The organism is Bradyrhizobium sp. CCBAU 25338 (assembly GCF_028128965.1).
Classification (GTDB): Bacteria; Pseudomonadota; Alphaproteobacteria; order Rhizobiales; family Xanthobacteraceae; genus Bradyrhizobium; species Bradyrhizobium liaoningense.
Window position 1 is genome coordinate 63,827 of the sequence record NZ_LFKY01000033.1, and the last position, 17,723, is coordinate 81,549.

15 protein-coding genes are annotated in these 17,723 nt (G+C 62.0%); 8 read left to right on the plus strand and 7 right to left on the minus strand.

Going from position 1 to position 17,723, the window contains the following annotated elements; all coding sequences use genetic code 11:
* Entirely contained in the window at nt 1-1,587 is a 1,587-nt protein-coding gene (locus tag ACM42_RS13385; protein WP_271528360.1) for a class I SAM-dependent methyltransferase, read from the plus strand.
* Nucleotides 1,588-1,761: 174 nt separating this feature from the next.
* On the opposite strand, the gene ACM42_RS13390 is transcribed toward ACM42_RS13385, so the two are convergent.
* The 6 genes from ACM42_RS13390 to ACM42_RS13415 form a co-directional block, all read right to left on the minus strand.
* The gene (locus tag ACM42_RS13390) at nt 1,762-2,991 is read right to left on the minus strand and encodes a matrixin family metalloprotease (RefSeq protein WP_271528361.1); all 1,230 of its coding nucleotides are present in this window, start codon (nt 2,989-2,991) and stop codon (nt 1,762-1,764) included.
* Nucleotides 2,992-3,154: 163 nt separating this feature from the next.
* Nucleotides 3,155-4,174, minus strand: coding sequence for a hypothetical protein (locus ACM42_RS13395; RefSeq protein ID WP_271528362.1), 1,020 nt, complete (start codon nt 4,172-4,174; stop codon nt 3,155-3,157).
* A 125-nt stretch (nt 4,175-4,299) separates the two neighbouring features.
* The gene (locus ACM42_RS13400) at nt 4,300-4,422 is read right to left on the minus strand and encodes a hypothetical protein (RefSeq protein WP_271528363.1); all 123 of its coding nucleotides are present in this window, start codon (nt 4,420-4,422) and stop codon (nt 4,300-4,302) included.
* Between the two features lie 210 nt (nt 4,423-4,632).
* Nucleotides 4,633-5,661, minus strand: a complete 1,029-nt coding sequence (locus ACM42_RS13405; protein WP_271528364.1) for a hypothetical protein — start codon at nt 5,659-5,661, stop codon at nt 4,633-4,635.
* Between the two features lie 81 nt (nt 5,662-5,742).
* Entirely contained in the window at nt 5,743-6,306 is a 564-nt protein-coding gene (locus ACM42_RS13410) for a hypothetical protein (protein WP_271528366.1), read from the minus strand.
* Nucleotides 6,307-6,825: 519 nt separating this feature from the next.
* The gene (locus ACM42_RS13415; RefSeq protein WP_271528367.1) at nt 6,826-7,701 is read right to left on the minus strand and encodes a ferritin family protein; all 876 of its coding nucleotides are present in this window, start codon (nt 7,699-7,701) and stop codon (nt 6,826-6,828) included.
* A gap of 250 nt (nt 7,702-7,951) precedes the next feature.
* On the opposite strand from ACM42_RS13415, the gene ACM42_RS13420 reads away from it, so the two are divergent.
* The 7 genes from ACM42_RS13420 to ACM42_RS13450 are packed head-to-tail and all read left to right on the plus strand — an operon-like array spanning nt 7,952 to nt 16,884.
* Entirely contained in the window at nt 7,952-10,177 is a 2,226-nt protein-coding gene (locus tag ACM42_RS13420; RefSeq protein WP_271528474.1) for a NosR/NirI family protein, read from the plus strand.
* A 23-nt stretch (nt 10,178-10,200) separates the two neighbouring features.
* Entirely contained in the window at nt 10,201-12,147 is a 1,947-nt protein-coding gene (gene nosZ, locus ACM42_RS13425; RefSeq protein WP_271528368.1) for a TAT-dependent nitrous-oxide reductase, read from the plus strand.
* A gap of 13 nt (nt 12,148-12,160) precedes the next feature.
* Complete coding sequence (locus ACM42_RS13430; protein WP_271528369.1) at nt 12,161-13,516, plus strand: nitrous oxide reductase family maturation protein NosD; 1,356 nt, start codon at nt 12,161-12,163, stop codon at nt 13,514-13,516.
* A complete protein-coding gene (locus ACM42_RS13435; protein WP_271528370.1) occupies nt 13,513-14,433 on the plus strand; it encodes an ABC transporter ATP-binding protein in 921 nt (306 codons plus the stop codon). Before ACM42_RS13430 ends, ACM42_RS13435 begins: the two co-directional genes overlap by 4 nt.
* Nucleotides 14,430-15,257, plus strand: coding sequence for an ABC transporter permease (locus ACM42_RS13440; RefSeq protein ID WP_271528371.1), 828 nt, complete (start codon nt 14,430-14,432; stop codon nt 15,255-15,257). Before ACM42_RS13435 ends, ACM42_RS13440 begins: the two co-directional genes overlap by 4 nt.
* On the plus strand, nt 15,254-15,826 hold the full coding sequence (locus ACM42_RS13445; RefSeq protein WP_271528372.1) for a nitrous oxide reductase accessory protein NosL: 573 nt from the start codon (nt 15,254-15,256) through the stop codon (nt 15,824-15,826). Before ACM42_RS13440 ends, ACM42_RS13445 begins: the two co-directional genes overlap by 4 nt.
* Entirely contained in the window at nt 15,823-16,884 is a 1,062-nt protein-coding gene (locus ACM42_RS13450; protein WP_271528373.1) for an FAD:protein FMN transferase, read from the plus strand. The genes ACM42_RS13445 and ACM42_RS13450 overlap by 4 nt, the downstream gene beginning before the upstream one ends.
* Here ACM42_RS13450 and ACM42_RS13455 read toward each other — a convergent pair.
* On the minus strand, nt 16,841-17,656 hold the full coding sequence (locus tag ACM42_RS13455; protein WP_271528374.1) for a hypothetical protein: 816 nt from the start codon (nt 17,654-17,656) through the stop codon (nt 16,841-16,843). The two genes, ACM42_RS13450 and ACM42_RS13455, sit on opposite strands and share 44 nt — an antisense overlap.
* Nucleotides 17,657-17,723 lie beyond the last annotated feature (67 nt).

Genomic DNA, 17,723 nt, shown 5'->3' on the forward strand with positions numbered 1-17,723 from the left:
ATGAACATTCAGTCGGAGCATCGCCATCCCGCTACCGGCCCCACACCGTATGACGAGGTCTACTACCCCGGCCACGTCTACGGGCTCACCCACCCCAATCATCTCGCAACGATCGCCACCGTTTACGGCATGCAGCCTGCTCCGGTCGAGCATTGTCGGGTGCTGGAGCTCGGCTGCGGCGTTGGCGGCAACCTGTTGCCGATGGCCTTTCAATATCCGGACAGTGAATTCGTCGGCGTCGACCTGAGCGGCGTGACGATCGAGCGCGGCCAGCAGAATATCGCGACCTTGGGTCTGAGCAACATCAAGCTTCTGCACTGCGACATCATGAATGTCGACACAAGCTTCGGGAAGTTCGACTACATCATTGCGCACGGCGTTTACTCCTGGGTACCGCCGCAGGTGCGCGAGAAAATGATGGCGATCTTCAAGCAGAATCTGGCGCCGCGCGGGATCTGCTATGTCAGCTACAATGCGCACCCGTTCTCGCATCTTCGCGACATGGTCCGCGACATGATGCGGTATCACACCCGCCGCCTCACCGGCATGAAGGAGAAGGTCGGACAGGCCCGCGCGATCCTGAAGTTCCTGAGCGAGGGCTCCAAGGCCAACACGGTGCACGGCGCGATCATGCGGGACCAGTACAATCGTGTCCTCAAGGCTCCGGACGAATTGTTGTTTCACGACGACCTCGACGACGGCGCAACCGCCTTCCTGCTGCACGAGGTCGCCGAGGATGCCGCCGGCCACGGCCTGCAGTATCTCGGCGATGCCCATTTCGCGCGCCGCTATCTCGCCGGCCATTCCGAGGAGGTCCGCGCCACGCTGCAGCGCTTCCCGGAGAGCGAGTTCATGGCGCGCGACCAGTATCAGGACTTTGTCGACGGCAACGGCTTCCGTCGTACCCTGTTCTGCCACGACGACGTCTCCCTCAACCGGCAGATCGATGTGGATTTCGTCAGGCGATACCACCTACTCAGCACAATCAGCCCGCTCGATCCCGAGGCCTGCCTGACCGACGAATCCCCGATGGAGTTCGAGAACCACGACGGCAGCAGGATTACGGTGACCAATCCGATTCTGAAGGCCGCGCATTTGTGCCTCGGCCGGGCTTGGCCGCGGGCGCTGTCATTCAGTGAACTGCTGGATGGTGCGCGCGCGCTGCTAGACGGCCGCCGAGCCGATGATGACGAACGGGCACTGACGGATGCGATGTACATCCTGGCCTGCAGCGGCGAGGTCTCCTTCCTGGTCTCGCCGCCCTTCCTCTTGAAGGAAGTTACCGACCACCCGCAGGCGAGCTTGCTGGCCCGCAAGCAGTCGCAGACAGGTCCGCTGGTCACCAACCTGCTCCACCAAACGGTACAGTTGGAGGATGACCGGACGCGGCATTTCCTGCAACTGCTCGATGGCGCTCGTACCATCGACCAGATCACGGCCGAAATGACCGAAGCATTCGGGTCGACCATCCGGATCGAACAAAAAGACAAGGACGGAAATCCCGCCGAGCCGCTGTTGCTGTCAACCCGAGAGAGCGTCGAACGCTCGCTTGCGATGGTTGGCAAGCTGGGCTTGTTGGTCGCGTGATGCGATAGCGATCCAACTCAAGACGACGGCGCCAGATCACCGCCGTGGACGGCGAGCATTCAAGTGCTCTCCCCGTCCCTAATAGTAGCGCCCCGTTCGGCGATGTTTTCGAACCGGTTTGCGGCCGTCGGCGCAGCTCAGACCGATTACTGCATCAAAGCTAGGCGTGGGTCGTCACGACGGGAGCTGGACCAGTGTCTCGCATGGGATAATTATGTTGTTCAACTGTACGGTCGGGTTCATCAGGAATCCTGTGTTGTTCTTTGTCGTGATGTGGCCCAGACCCAGGGCATGCCCGATCTCATGCGCGGGCACAATATTGGTGTTCACGCTTCCCGGCGTTGCGGGATTGAACCATAGCATCCGATTGCCGGGATCGCCGCGCCCGGCAACGTTCGAGTCTTCGTCATCGATGATCTGTGTTGAAATGAACATGGTGATCGCCGCACGATTAGTGACGAGCGACTTAAGATCGTCAAATCGAAACTCCTGTGCCGTGCTCAGTGGGCCGAAGCCGGAGCGGATGCTGAGTTTCTTGTTCGGATCGATCGGCACTGCCCGGCCTTCGGTGGTCACGGCATCGACGATTCGGCTTGTGCCAGATGTGAACGTCAGGTTTGCCTGATTGTCGTAGATCCGACTGACGACGCTGGCAACGGCGCGCTGTGTAGCGATCATGAGGCCGTTGGCGAGCGTCGCCCGACCGAGATGAACCACGTCGATCGGAATCGATGACGCCTTGCGCACCTGGAGGCGAACCGGGATCGGACCCCTCTGGCCTTCGACGATGACGCTCAAGTCGGCATCACCCTCCAAACGTCCGATTACCGTGACGGTGTCGCTCGTTCGTTCGAGGATCTCCACCTTAGGGCTCTCGAGGGCAAATCCCACCGCGGCGCCGTTTGTCCCTTTCAACTTCAGCTTCCGCGTCTTGCCGATTGGAACCATCTGGCGAACCGGCGCAAGGCCGTCGAATGCCGACCATTCGCCGCCGACCAGCCTGAGCCTTGCGGCACTGAAGCCGCGCGCATCGCATGGCCCGAATATCGGACCGTCCGGCGTAATCGTCACGTTCACGTCGAGCCCGCCGCCCTTGCGACGGTTGAACATCAGACGCATGCGCTTGATCGTATTCTTTTCAGGGTCGACGCGACCGTCGTGCAGCAGACCGGTTTGGGCATTCTGAAACACGAGAATCGCGTCGATCACCGACTCCATGGCTTCCGGCGTGTTGGTCAGATCGTTGATATCGAGCGTTCCATCGGCCCCGCCGTCCTGGGGCGCGATGCCGTTCAACAGCGTCTTGATCACGAAGATATCGTCCGGCTGGTTCGAACCCTTCAGGCCAACGGATTCCGCGATGGAGAAGCCGATCACGTTGATGGGTTTCAGGTTGATCACCATGATCCGCTCCGTCCGATGATCTCCGCGCTTTCCGATGGGTCTCATCGGGGCCAATGAGGTTCAAAGGGCACGGCAGCGATCGCGACGACTTCCCTTTCTATCGTACCTTGCCCGCCTCTGACCAAACTGCGGCATCAAACAGCATCGCATGCTGCCCGAGCCTTCAACTCGGTCCAGTCCAATGGGAAGGATTCGAGACGTACATCTTTCCTCGCGTCACGAAAGCGGACAATTCAAGTCCTACACCCAAAAGCGGCAAGTCAAGCACAATGACGCCCGAGCCCTTGGCTGCCTCGAGTCCTCCGTACAGCGTGTGAAGTGCATTTCTCACGTTCTGAAGTATTCCAACAGCCGTAAAGGCGTTTCGCGCATTTAGCGTGGGCGCCACGTATTTACCGTTCTTCAAGCCATCGATGAAGTACTTGCTGTGATGGATGGATTGTAGTGCCGATTTCGAGATCAGCTTTTCGGTAAATGCGACGTTGACGCCCCAGTCATTCAAGGATTCATGGTCCAACTCATATGGAACCCTGAACCCAAAGCCGATGACAGCAACGGCCCCTCCGCTGCCTCCAAGACCCAGTCCCCACCGACTGCTAACAATCTGGAGATCAAAGGTCTCCAAATCTCCCAGGTTCACGACGTACGCGGTCGTGCTCTCGACGCCGCCGATTAACAACTGCCCGCCTGACTTAACGCCGAAGCCAAGCCAACGCTTGAAGAATTTGCGTTCCGCCGGATAGTATTGAGGTCTCGTTTGAGGCGGCGGTGGGGGCGGTGGCGGCGGTGGGTTTGGTTTATTCCAAACTGAGATGATGACACCACGCCAGGTCTCGTTTTCCACCCCATCCATTTCACCTGCATACATGGCCGCGCGTTCCCCTTTCGCCACCTCGAACGCAACTTTGAAATTGTTGGGCACTTGCTTGCGAAGCAAATCAACTACGGCCCGCAGCCTATTGTGCGACAGTAGCATGTTGAAATCGTCGCTGCCGGTACGACTTGCAAGTCCTATGATTGTAAGGCTTCCTCCGTCCCTCAATTTCGGAGCGACGACACTATTCAGCCAATTGGAATGTTCCGGCTTTATGGCGAACTTGCCGACGTCAAAGTTGAATAACTTCGCCGCAATCGTATCCGATGCCTGCGATCCGTACTCCTGGATTTTCCCGGGTGATGCCATGTTGTTTATCTCCCAACGGAGAGACCGACTGCGAAACGGGTAGAACTCAGATTGAAAGATACGCGTATTGATCGGTCGCTCTGGACGTTTTGGCGGTTCATCGTCGCCCTCAGATTTCGCGTCGGCTACTTGAAGGTGCCATCGACGCCGTCGACGTTGGTGAAGGCGAAGCCATAAGACACTCCGTGGTTTTGAGCGGAATGAGCGTACGCGGCGTTGGCTTCATCGCGATGTCGCAGCGAAGCCATTCGGTATCGCCTGTGTCGCGAGAGGAACCCTGCCGAGCAAACCGCAGCATGTCGCCTTTTGGCCTCTTCGACGAACCGACGCCTCGGCTAGCGAGCGTCCGTCATCGAGCTATGGCGGGCGACAGTTTGCCCAGGTTGAGCTCTTTGCAGTCTGACCTAAAGGCGAAATTCAACGCTTGGAGTGCCAGCTTCCATGTGATCTTCGGAGTGTTAGCCGGGGAAGTCGCGGAACTCCTTGACGAGATTGAACGGAATTTTCCACCCGGCGCCTCCCCCTCGCATCAGCATCTTGATGTCTTCCGCCCTGTTTTCTTTTCCGGTTCTCGGATCGGTCTCCAACGTGTGGCCTTGGCTGTCCCAAGGTTTGCTCGCGCTCTTCGAGTAGTAGCCGAGAAAATGCCCAGCTTCATGGGCAGACGTGTTAGGCCCGCGTTGTGAGCTGATGAAGGCAAGGTCTAACGATCGAGCAAACGATCCATTGGGATAGGAGCCGTTGGACAAAAGCTTGTCGACGCAGAAAATGGTCAGATGGGCGCCCTGAACTTTGTATTTGACGAAGAAGCTCTTCAGTTTCTCGACCTCGATCACATCAGGAAAGGCCGCTAGGCTCGCATCCTTCATGCCAGTGGCATTGGCGAGCTCCTGTTTGACGGCAGCCTGCGAGTCGTCGATGACCAGCCAGTCGCTTGGCACCCGCTCGAAACGGATGTTGGCCTGCGGCCTCCATATACTGTTCATCGTCATCAATTCATCTTGCTCGTTGCAGGGCTTCTTGGCGTGAAACGCCGGAGCGCTGCCGATCCCCGGAACCATGACGTTGCGGAAGGCCACCTTAATCTTGATTTCTGGCAGCACGGCCACATGGAGCCTGGCTTCGATCTTCCGGCCAGCCGACCGAGCCACCACCTCCAGGCCGGGAAAGCCAATCGGCTTAATCCGGCCATTGATTTCGAAGAACCGTGCATCGCCGTTGAAGGTGGCAGGAAGTGACGCCGCCCTGAGCTGCGGATCGATATCGGGTTCGGAGAAGGTGTCTCTGGCTTGAATTACGCGTCTAAGGGTATCGGCGCTATCGATCTCCTTGATCCCGAGGGCATGGGGGTTAGGATCGACTTTGAGCTTTCTGCCAGGGTCGATCAGCGCCACGATGTTGGAGCCCCCGAACGGCACCACCATGCCCGGCGGGCTACGCCGCTCATCGATGCCGGAGCGGCGGAAAACCTCTTGAAAGGCGGCCATTTCTAGTTCTCCTGTCCTCGTTCGGTCCGTCAACGGGAGATTCGCGCGCGGAAATGAGAGCCTCCGTCCTGTGGGAAGTGGCTAGATCGTCCCGCCGCCGGCGAAGATTTCGACGACCACGGCGCGATTGGCGGCCCTGTTCATCACGGTCGTGTTGTCCTTCAGATACTCGTAGTGTGAAGCGGGCTTGACGGAGAAGACGCGCGAGCGGGCGCTTGGGCCGAACAGGTGAAAGACGTTCCTGGCCCGCCCCTTGCGCAGGAAGATGTTGTTGCGTTCGCCGCCGGCGCTGTCGCTGTATCCGACGATCTGAAACTGCAACGACTTGTCGGTCTCGAATCGGATGAGCTGCGCTGCCAACAGCGGATCGCGCTTGGCAATGTTCTTGAGATGCCGCCAGTCGACGCCGAAATCCCAGATGATGAGATATTGGCAGATGCCGGTCGGCGGAACCAGACTGACGTCCACACCGAGATGGCCGACCTCGGTACGGGACGTCGCGACTTCATTGGCCAAGTAGGGAAAGATGGCGGCGCTGTGAACCTTGGCAAGCGGCGAGCACTGCGGTTGCGTCGCCATATTCGGCATCTGTTCCACCGGGCCCGGCGGCGTGTATTGCGGCAGTGGCTGCGGCGCGCGTCCCATGGCCATTTCTCCCGTTGCTGGCGTGTCCTGCGCAAAGCCGAGCACTGGAGGGAGCCTCAGTTCCCACCACGGCTATGACTAGTAGTGACGCGAGCGGTCGGGGAAGTTCAAAGGCGAGGTACGGGCGCCCTCAACAGTCATGTCGGGGCGATGCGCAGCATCAAGCTATTGTTCCGATGCTGACGGATGATTCTCTCGATGTCATTCCGGGGCGCCCGGGGCAAAAGTGGTCGCGTGGCCAGATGGAGGCGCGGCTCGCCAATATGCCGCCTTGCCTGATCGGCATGGAAGCCTGCGTCGGCGCACATCGTTGAGCCGCTGAATCCGACTCGTTTCAGATTTCATCGATTGCATTGAAAACATTGATTTTTTCGAGCGAGTGGACTCCAGACTTCCATTAGGAGCACACTGTTGGCCAGATCTCGCGCACAGTGAATTCGTACCGCCTCCTGCAACGCAGGACTGCAGCCTCCGACGTGGCGGGGTTTGCTGTGCGACTCGGCACTGCATCGGCGAGGGCTAGTCCGCCAAGAGCGAACGCAGCCAGGCCAACCTCGAGATCGCTTGCTCAGCAAGTTGCTGCAGGCTTTCGACGCTTACCGCATCGCTCGCACGCTCGGCGCCGTCGAGGTAGACATCGACGAGAGCTTCCGCGATCTCCAGCGGGTCCTCTCGTTCCATGGAGGCCGGAAAGGTGCCGAAGCCGGCGGTGGCGCCCGCCATCTTGCTTGCCTGCTGGCGAATGTCTCGTGCCCGGACGGCGGCTGGGCCGCTCAAGCGTTGTTCGAGCTCACCAAGTTGCGCAACCAGGCGAAGCTCGAGCCTTCGCGCATCGATCGGCGGCTGAGGAGCGGCGGATGCCTCGGCGCTATCCTGTTCGTGTTGACGATGATACGCGCGGCGCCTCTCCTTTCGCAGCGTGGCGACATGGCCGAGTTCCTCCTTGGCCATTGCCTCGGACGCCTTCTTGACCTCTGGATCGAGCGAGTATGCTGCCAGATAGGACCAGAAGGCGAAGGCGCGTTCCTCGTTGCGGACCGCCATGGCGAGCGCGCGGTACGGCGTCATCAAACGGGATGTTTTCACCTCGGCGGCAACTTCCGGATCGAGGGCTTCCGGCGCTTCCCAGCGCACCAGAGCGGGATCCGGGCTCTTGCCGCGCCGCATTTGCGACCACTGTGTGACGCTGTCGACGTGCTCGCGCTCGGCGGCAGCGAGTCGCGCGAACACGTCAGCAAGATCGTCCTTGCCCTGCCTGCGCATATCTTCGGCAAGAGCATCATACCTATTGGCTGCCTCCTGCTCCATTGCGTGCGCCAGCGCAAAGAGCTCATCGAGAGACTTCAGTACACCGCGAGGCTCAGCGCTCAGCAATGAAGTGCGTAGAAACGGCATGGCGATGGCTCCAAATGCAGACTTCTGATCCGGTTCCGCGCGAATACAAATATTTCCGCAGGGTTGACAGATGCGGTTGCTCGCGATGAGCTTGGCACGTCAGCGGCGACAAATCATCGAAGAAGATTCTCGAGGCACGCGCGGCCGCCTTGGTCGCGCAGATCGCATTTGAATCGACATGTCGAAGCGGCCGAACGACGACGTCGTCTTTGCAAGGCGTGCAGCGCGAGCGCTGGCAGGCTTGCTGCTGATGTGCCTGACGTACATTGCGCCCGCACGCGCTGCCGGTGATCTGCAGACATACCTGCCGAAGGTCGCGCCCGCCGACTTCTTCCCGGGTGCGGATCGTTTTGGCCCGTCTCAAGGCGATCCGCCTATCGTGCCGGTCTACCGTGGCGATCAGCTCCAGGGATTTGTCTTCCTCAACTCCGATCTCGCGAATTCCGTCGGCTACTCGGGCAAACCGATTCACCTGCTGGCTGGGATCGACCCGAAAGGCGTCATCACTGGAGTCAGACTCGTCGATCACAAGGAACCGATCGTGCTGGTCGGCATTCCGGAAGCCCGAATCGTTGCCGCCATGAACTCCCTGATCGGCAAGGACATGAAGCCGGTCGCAAGTGGCGCCGAGAGGCCGCCGCAGGTCGACATCGTGAGCGGCGCGACCGTTACCGTGCTGGTGATGGGTGACAGTATCGTACGTGCGGCGTCCAAGCTCATCCGGAGCGGCCGGGTCGGTGGCGGCGACGGGGCCGCGGCTTCGGCAGCCCTGCCCCCGGTCATCAAGACGCTCGATCTCCAACACAGCGAAGTCCGTGACTGGGAGAGCCTCATCGGCGACGGCTCGATCCGCCGGCTTCATCTCGGCATTGGCGATGTCAACGAAGCCTTTGCAAAGTCCGGCAGCGCGGCGGCGGCCCAGTACCCCGAACCAGGTGACGCCAGCGACACCTTCATCGACCTCTATGTGGCGCTCGTAACTGCGCCCACGATCGGCCGCAGCCTGCTCGGCGACGATGGCTATCGACGGCTGAAGGACAGCCTGAAGCCCGGGCAGCAGGCGATTGTCGTCGCCGGCAACGGTCCCTACTCTTTCAAGGGTTCGGCCTACGTGCGCGGCGGCATCTTCGATCGCATCGAGATCCTGCAGGAAGGCAACAGCACCCGCTTCCGCGATCGCAACCATACCCGCCTCGGAGCACTGGACGCGGTCGGCGCGCCCGAGTTCAGGGAAATCGGCCTGTTCGTCACCCCTCCCGAGTTCACCCTGGATCCGACGCAGCCGTGGCAGCTTCAACTGCTGGTGCAACGCAGCCTCGGCGGCCGCGACAAGGCGTTCCTGAACTTTGATGTCGCCTACGCCCTGCCCGACGGTTATCTACGCCGCGAGCAGCGTGCGGTGACGGTGCCGGAGAATGCGGCGCCTCCTGCCTCGCAGGCTGCTTCTGCCGCCGCCGCCCCGTCCCCGGAGGCGGATGAGCCGCTCTGGGTGCGAATCTGGCGATCGAGCACGGTCTCGATCGGCATCACGGCGTTCATGCTGGCCGCTCTCACCGGCATTTTCTTCTTCCAGAATCTGCTTGTGCGCCGCCCGGCGTTGTACACCTGGGTTCGGCGAGGCTATCTCGCCTTCGTTCTGGTCTGGCTCGGCTGGTACGCAAACGCCCAGCTCTCCGTCGTCAATGTCGTCACCTTTTCCAATGCGCTGGTGACCGGCTTCCGTTGGGAATATTTCCTCGCCGCTCCGCTGATCTTCATCCTGTGGGCCGCGACGGCCGGTGGGCTTCTGTTCTGGGGCCGAGGCCCGTTCTGCGGCTGGCTGTGTCCCTTCGGCGCGCTGCAGGAGCTCACCAACACGGCCGCGAAATGGCTGAAGGTGCCGCAGATAACGGTGCCGTGGGGACTGCATGAACGGTTGTGGCCGATCAAGTACATCATCTTCCTCGGACTGTTCGGCCTGTCGCTCTATTCCGTCGACATGGCCGAGCGATTTGCCGAGGTCGAACCGTTCAAGACGGCAATCATCCTGAAGTTTTCGCGGGGCTGGCCGTTCGTGGCCTATGCAGTCGCCCTGCTCGTCATCGGCCTCTTCATCGAGCGCTTCTTCTGCCGCTACCTCTGTCCGCTCGGCGCGGCGCTCGCGATTCCCGGCCGCATGCGGACGTTCGAATGGCTCCGCCGCTGGGAAGAATGCGGATCACCCTGCCAACGCTGCGCCAAGGAATGTCCGGTTCAGTCGATCCATCCCGAGGGGCACATCAACGTCAATGAGTGCATCTACTGCATGCACTGCCAGGAACTCTATTACGACGATCACCGCTGTCCGCACATGATTCAGGTGCGGCTCAAGCGCGAGAAGTTCGCGGCCATGTCCTCGCCCTCGATGCGCTCAGGCGGCAAGGGTCCGGCGACCGTCATCACCGCCGGCGGCAAACCTGTCGGCGCATCAGCCCCCATCTCTTTACCCCCAAACTGAAACCGGAAGCCGAGGAGGCAATCATGAGCGAGAACGAAACCAAGGGCGTCAGCCGACGAGCTGTGCTGGGAACGACGGCGGCCGCAGCGGGCGTGGGCCTGGCCGCCGGAGTGGCGATGAAGGACGGCGGCGGATTCATCTCGTCCGCCGATGCTCAGACGAAGACAGCAGCACCAAAGGTGCCGGCGGCGCGACCGGCGGTGCAGAAGACCGAAGTGGCGCCCGGTGAGCTCGACGAATACTACGTGTTTTTCTCAAGCGGCCAGTCCGGCGAGATGCGGATCATCGGCCTCCCTTCGATGCGCGAGTTGATGCGGGTTCCCGTCTTCAACCGCTGCAGCGCGACCGGCTGGGGCCAGACCAATGAAAGCATCAAGGTTCTGACGGAAGGAATGCAGCCTGCCACCCGCGAATTCCTCAAGAACCGCGGCGGCACCTACCTGAACGGCGACCTCCATCACCCGCACATCTCGTTCACGGACGGCACCTATGACGGTCGCTATGCCTTCATGAATGACAAGGCCAACAGCCGCGTGGCGCGGGTGCGGCTCGATGTCATGAAATGCGACAAGATCATCGAACTGCCGAACCAGCATACGGTCCACGGCCTGCGACTGCAGAAATATCCGCGCACCGGTTATGTGTTCGCCAACGGCGAAGACGGGGTGCCCCTGCCCAACGACGGTAAGGTGCTTGACGATCCCAAACAATATCGCTCGATGCTCAGTGCGATCGACGGCGACACGATGAAGGTGGCCTGGCAGGTGATTGTCAGCGGCAACCTCGACAATGTCGACGCGGACTATCAGGGCAAATACGCTTTCTCGACCTGCTACAACGGCGAGGAAGGCGTCACGCTGGCGGAGATGACCGCCAGCGAGCAGGACTGGGTCGTCATCTTCAACCTCAAGCGGATCGAGGAGGCAGTAAAGAAGGGCGACTTCAAGGAAATGAACGGCGTGCCCGTGATCGACGGCCGCAAGGGGTCGGCCTACACCCGCTATGTTCCGGTCTCGAACAATCCGCACGGCATGAACACGGCCCCGGACGGCATCCACATCGTCGCAGCCGGGAAGCTCTCGCCCACCGTGACCGTGATGGATGTGCGCCTGTTCGACCAACTGTTCGACGACAAGATCAAGCCGCGCGACGTCGTCGTCGCGGAGCCGGAGCTCGGCCTCGGGCCGCTGCACACCGCCTATGACGGCAAGGGCAACGCCTACACGACCCTGTTCCTCGATAGCCAGGTCTGCAAGTGGAACATCGACCTCGCCAAGCGGGCCTTCAAGGGTGAGAAGGTCAATCCCATCATCCAGAAGCTCGACGTGCACTATCAGCCCGGCCACAACCATACCTCGATGGGACAGACCAAGGAGGCCGATGGAAAATGGCTCATCTCGCTGAACAAGTTCTCGAAGGACCGTTTCCTGAACGTCGGACCGCTCAAGCCTGAGAACGATCAGCTGATCGACATCTCGGGCGATCAGATGAAGCTGGTGCATGACGGCCCGAGCTTCGCCGAGCCGCATGACGCGACCATCGTCCACCGCTCCAAGATCAACCCGATCTCGATCTGGGACCGCGCGGATCCGATGTTCGCGGACGCCGTCAAGCAGGCCAAGGCGGACGGGATCAATCTCGAGGCGGATTCCAAGGTGATCCAGGACGGCAACAAGGTGCGGGTCTATATGACGTCGACCGCGCCGGCCTATGGCCTCGAGCAGTTCCAGGTCAAGCAAGGGGACGAAGTGACCGTCTTCATCACCAATATCGATGCGGTCGAAGACCTGACGCACGGCTTCTGCATCGTCAACTACGGCATCAACATGGAGATCGGGCCGATGGCCACCTCGTCAGTGACGTTCACGGCCGACAAGCCGGGTGTCTACTGGTACTATTGCTCCTGGTTCTGCCACGCCATGCATATGGAGATGAAGGGCCGGATGCTCGTCGAACCGAAGTCAGTCTGATCGGAGCGACCTCGTGCGTCTCTTGTCACCCATGTTTCCAGCGGCGCTGGTCGCCGCCGGATTGTCCAGCTTCTCTGAGGCGGAGACGCTGACGGCTGCGCCCGGCCAGCCGCTGCAAGCGGTGCTGGATGGCGCGCGCGCAGGCGACGTCGTTAAACTTGCACCGGGTGACTATCACGGCTCGATCCGGATCGACCGTCCTTTGCAGCTGGTTGGGACCGAAGGTACGGTGCTGGACGGCGACGGCGCTGACAACGTCGTCACCGTCAGCGCGCCGGACGTCACCGTCCGCGGCGTGACCATTCGCGGGTCCGGCCGCGATTTGCAGGCGATGAATTCCGGGATCTTCCTGCAGAAGACAGCCGCGCGCGCAACGATCGAGGACAACCGGCTGGTCGGAAACCTGTTCGGCGTCTATGTGCATGGCGCGAGGGGCTCCCGGGTCGTCCGCAACGAGATCGAGGGACTGCGCGGCGGGCGTCTCAGCGAGGCGGGCAACGGCGTCTCGCTGTGGAATGCGCCCGACGTCACCATCGCGAACAACACCTTCCGCTATGGCCGCGACGGCATCTTCTCGATCTCCAGCAGCAAGGACCGATTCGTCGACAACCGCTTCGAGCAGGTTCGCTTCGCGGTCCACTACATGTACACCAACGATAGCGAAGTCAGCGGCAACGTCTCGATCGGCAACCATGTCGGTTACGCCATCATGTATTCAAACCGCCTGGTGATCCGCGGCAACAGCTCCGATCACGATCGCGACTATGGATTTCTCTTCAACTACGCGAACTACGCCGAGATCGAAGACAACCGGGTCACGGGCGGCCTGCTGAACCCGACGATGCAGAAACCGGACGATGGTCCGGACGACGAGCGAGGCATGCTTCCGCAAGCGAGGCGGGAGAACGCTCTCAGGACTGGCCCGGAAAAATGCGTCTTCATCTACAACACCAATCACAATAAATTCCGCAACAACTGGTTCGAACGTTGCGCCATCGGCGTGCACTTCACGGCCGGCTCCGAAGGTAACCAAATCACGGGCAATGCTTTCGTCAGCAACGCCAATCAGGTGAAATATGTCGGCACCCGGCATCTGGACTGGTCGATCGGGGGGCGCGGCAACTACTGGAGCGACAACCCGGCATTCGACCTCAACGGCGATGGAATCGCCGACACGGCGTACCGGCCGAACGACCTGATCGATCGCGTGCTGTGGACGGCGCCCGCTGCAAAGGTCCTGATCAACAGCCCTGCCGTCCAGGTGATCCGCTGGGCGCAGGCACAGTTTCCGGCACTGCTGCCGGGCGGCGTGGTCGACAGCCATCCGCTGGTGTCGCCGCCAGCGCGCCGCGCGAAGGAAACCCGATGATCGGCACGGTACGCGTCAGCAACGTCACCAAGGCGTATGGCCGGGTCAACGCCGTGCGCGATGCCTCGTTCACGCTTGGCCAAGGCGAGTTGGTCGCCTTGATCGGCCACAATGGCGCCGGCAAGACCACGCTGATGAAGCTCATGCTCGGCTTGATCCGGCCGACCTGCGGCTCCATCGAGGTTCTCGGAGACAATCCGGCCGCCGGCGAGTTTGCCGGCCGACGGCAGCTCGGCTACCTGCCGGAAAACGTCTCCTTCGACCCTGCCCTGACCGGCCGCGAGACGCAGGCCTTCTACGCCAGGCTGAAGCGGGAGCCGGTCGCCAAGGCCCTGGAGCTGCTGGACGCCGTAGGCCTGGGCGCCGCCGGCCGCCGCAGGGTCAACACCTATTCGAAGGGCATGCGCCAGCGCCTCGGGCTCGCGCAGGCGCTGCTCGGCGAGCCGCGTGTGCTGCTGCTGGACGAGCCGACCACCGGTCTCGATCCGGAGCTGCGGCAGACCTTCTACGACATCATCGTACGCCTCGCCGCTGCTGGTGCAACCGTACTGCTGTCGTCGCATGCGCTGACCGAGCTCGAGGAACGTGCCGGCCGGGTCATCATCATGAACCGCGGGATCAAGGTCGCGGACGGATCGATCGACGAACTGCGTCGACTTGCCCGGCTGCCCACCAGGATCCGCCTTAGGGTCGCAGGGCTCGCTCCGAGCGAGTTGCCGGGCTGGGCGCCCAAGGACGCGACCTGCCGCCGTTTGAACGGCCACATCGTCGAGATCGACGCCGCGCCGGAGCGCAAGATCGAGCTTCTGCATCGCGCGACGGCCGCCGGCAATTCCGTCGAGGACGTCGACGTGGTCCCGCCGACCCTCGACGAGCTTTACGCTCACTTTCTTCGGCAATCGGAGCAGGCGCCATGAACGTCATGATCATCGCCGCCAAGGAGATCCACCAGGCCATTCGCAATCGCTGGGTGCTGGCCGCAACGCTCCTGCTCGCAGGGCTCGCCCTGTCGCTGACCTTTCTCGGCAGCGCGCCGACCGGCAACGTCGGCGTTCGCACGCTGGATGTGGTCATCGTCAGCCTGTCGAGCCTGACGATCTTTCTCGTTCCGCTCATTGCGCTCCTGATCTCCCACGATGCCATCGTCGGCGAGATGGAGCGGGGGACGATGCTGCTGCTATTGAGTTATCCGGTAGCACGCTGGCAGGTGCTGCTCGGCAAGTTCCTGGGCCACCTCGCCGTCCTCGGCTTTGCGACCTGCCTCGGCTATGGCGCGGCTGTCGGGGCGCTGGCGGCGACGGGTAGCGACATTGACGGCGATAGTCTCCTGGCGTTCACGGCGATGGTAGGCTCCTCGGTGCTGCTTGGCGCCACGTTCGTCGCGATTGGCTATCTGGTCAGCGCGCTCGTGCGGGACCGCGGAACGGCGGCCGGCATCTGCATCGGATTATGGCTGCTGCTGGTGCTGATCTACGACATGGCATTGCTGGGCGTGCTTGCGCTCGACCAGGGACGCAGCATCTCGGCGACCATGCTCAACGCCCTGCTCCTGTCTAACCCGACCGACGCCTACCGGCTGATCAACCTGACCGGGTTCGCCAATGTCAGCACCTTTGCCGGCATGGCCGGCCTTGCTCAAAACACCTCCCTGACGATACCGGTCCTTCTGACGGCCCTGCTCGGCTGGACGCTGCTGCCGCTGGGCCTGGCCGCACTCGCCTTCTCGCGGAGGGAGCTATGAGGCGGCTGGCCATCGCTTGCGCCCTGCTGCTGCCGCTGGCGCTCGCGGGCTGTAACGAGAAGCAGGCGGCGAAGATCCCGCTGCCGCATCGGATGACGGCAGAGGACATCGGCCATTACTGCGGCATGAACGTGCTCGAGCACCCAGGACCCAAGGGGCAGATTTTCGCCGCGAGCCTCATTCAGCCCGTCTGGTTCTCGTCCGTACGCGACACCCTCGCCTTCACCATTCTGCCAGACGAGCCCAAAGACATTCAGGCGATCTACGTGTCCGATATGGGCAAGGCACCGAACTGGGACCAGCCCGGCGCCGACAACTGGGTCGAGGCGCGCAAGGCGTTGTTCGTCATCGGGAGCCGGGTCAAGAGCGGCATGGGCGGGGACGAGGCGGTCCCGTTCTCGGACCGGGCGGCCGCGGAGAAGTTCGCAGGTGAAAACGGCGGCAGAATCGTCGGCTTCGACGAGGTGCCCCGCGACTATGTCCTGTCGTCGGCGAATGCCGCTGGCGACGCTGCGTCCGTCGAAGCGACCGAAGGCTCGCCGGGTGACCGATCGAGGAGGACGCCATGACGCAAGCGCTGACCCGCCGACGGTTCATCCGGATCAGCGCCGCGGCGGCGGGGCTCGGCTCGCTGTTCGTCGGACATCCCGTTCGTGCCGAGGTCGCCCCGGTGACGTGGCGGGGCACGATGCTGGGCGCGGTCGCGACGTTGGAGATCCACGACGAAGATCGCCGCCGGGCCGAACGGCTGATATCGCTGGCATGCGCCGAGGCGCGACGGCTCGAGCGGCTGTTCAGCCTTTACCTGGACGATTCCACCCTGGTGGAGCTGAACCGGAAGGGCATCCTGATCGATCCCCCCGCCGAAATGGTCGATCTGCTTTCGACCTCGCAGCACTATTCCAGGCTGACAGGCGGTCTGTTCGATGTCACGGTGCAGCCGCTTTGGGACCTCTACGCCCGCCACTTCGCGCAGGCTGACGCGAATCCAGCCGGTCCTGCGGCAGCCGAAATCGAAGCGGCGCTCGCGCGCATCGGCAGCGGCCGGCTGTCGATATCCCGCGACCGGATCGTGATGCCTCGGGGCATGGCCGTCACCCTGAACGGGATCGCGCAAGGTTACGTCACGGACAAGGTGGTCGACCTGCTGCGCGCGCAGGGCATCTCTCATAGCCTCGTCGACATGGGCGAGGCCCGCGCGATCGGCCCGCGTCCGGACGGACGTCCCTGGGACATCGGCATCGCCAATCCAGACATCGCGGACCACACGAAAAAGGTGCTGCCCATCGTCGATCGTGCCGTGTCCACCTCGGGTGGCTACGGCTTCCGGTTCGATTCCAAGGCATGCTTCAACCACCTGTTCGATCCCCAAACGGGCGGCTGCGCTCTGCGCTATCGCAGCGTGACGACGGTATCCCGCAGCGCAACCGCCGCAGACGCATTGTCCACGGCGTTCAGCTTCATGCCGGAAGACAGGATTCGATCGTTGTTGCCGCGTGTCGACATCGACAGCGTGCATCTGATCGACGCCGCCGGCAAGTCGGTCGAGTTGGCCGCCTCGTCTGCTCCTTCCGCGCTCCAATTTAGCGCAACGGCAGCAAATCCAGCTGGCTCTGCGCCTTCTTGACGGCGGCTGCGAACCAGCTCTGGCTTGGCGCTTCCTTGGCAAAGCACTTGGTGTAGGCGTCCATCGCCTGGTCTTCACGGGCCATGGCGTCCTGCGGGGTCTTCCTGGCCATCATCTGCTTCCAGACCTTTTCGCAGGCCGGGATTTCGGCCGTCTTCACGGCGTCCGATGTGGCGATGAAGAAGACCTTGGCATCCTTTATGGCGATGACGTCGATTTCATGCGGTGATCCCTTGAGGCCGCCATTGCCGCGCACACCCAGCACGGCGACCGCGGTGGTGGCGGATGCGGGCTTGGTGACCGGCAGCTCGGCATATTTGGCGAAGGCCGCGTCCTGGATGGCGTAATAGTAGAAGCGGTCCGACTTGAACGCGGCATCTCTCTCCTGCGGCATGCCGTCCTCGCGGTGCTCGCGCAGCCAGTGCTTGAGCAGCCCGGTCGTGGTCACCACGGCCCGCATCTTGTCGCCCTCGGAAGCGAAGCCGAGCCCGTCGAGATGGCCGAAGCCGACATCGTTCCTGAACAGCGTGTCGACGTTCGACTTGCCCTCGGCCGGCAGCCCCTTGATTGCCACAGGTCCCACCAGGCCGCGCAGCACGCCGGTCAGCTCGTTGAGCGCGGCATCGTGCTGCTTGTAGATCTCGTCGTTCTCCTTGGCTGTCGAGAATTTTGCGATGTAGCGATCGCGCAGGTCGAGATAGTGCTGCTCGGGCGCGGCTGCATGGACCGGCGCAGCCAGGAGAAGCAGGCAGAGCAAGGCGAGCGATCTCATTGCGATGTCCGGAAGACTGGGAGCGGTCTCCAGTCTTTGTGCCGTCGCCGGGCGGGAAGGTTCATCC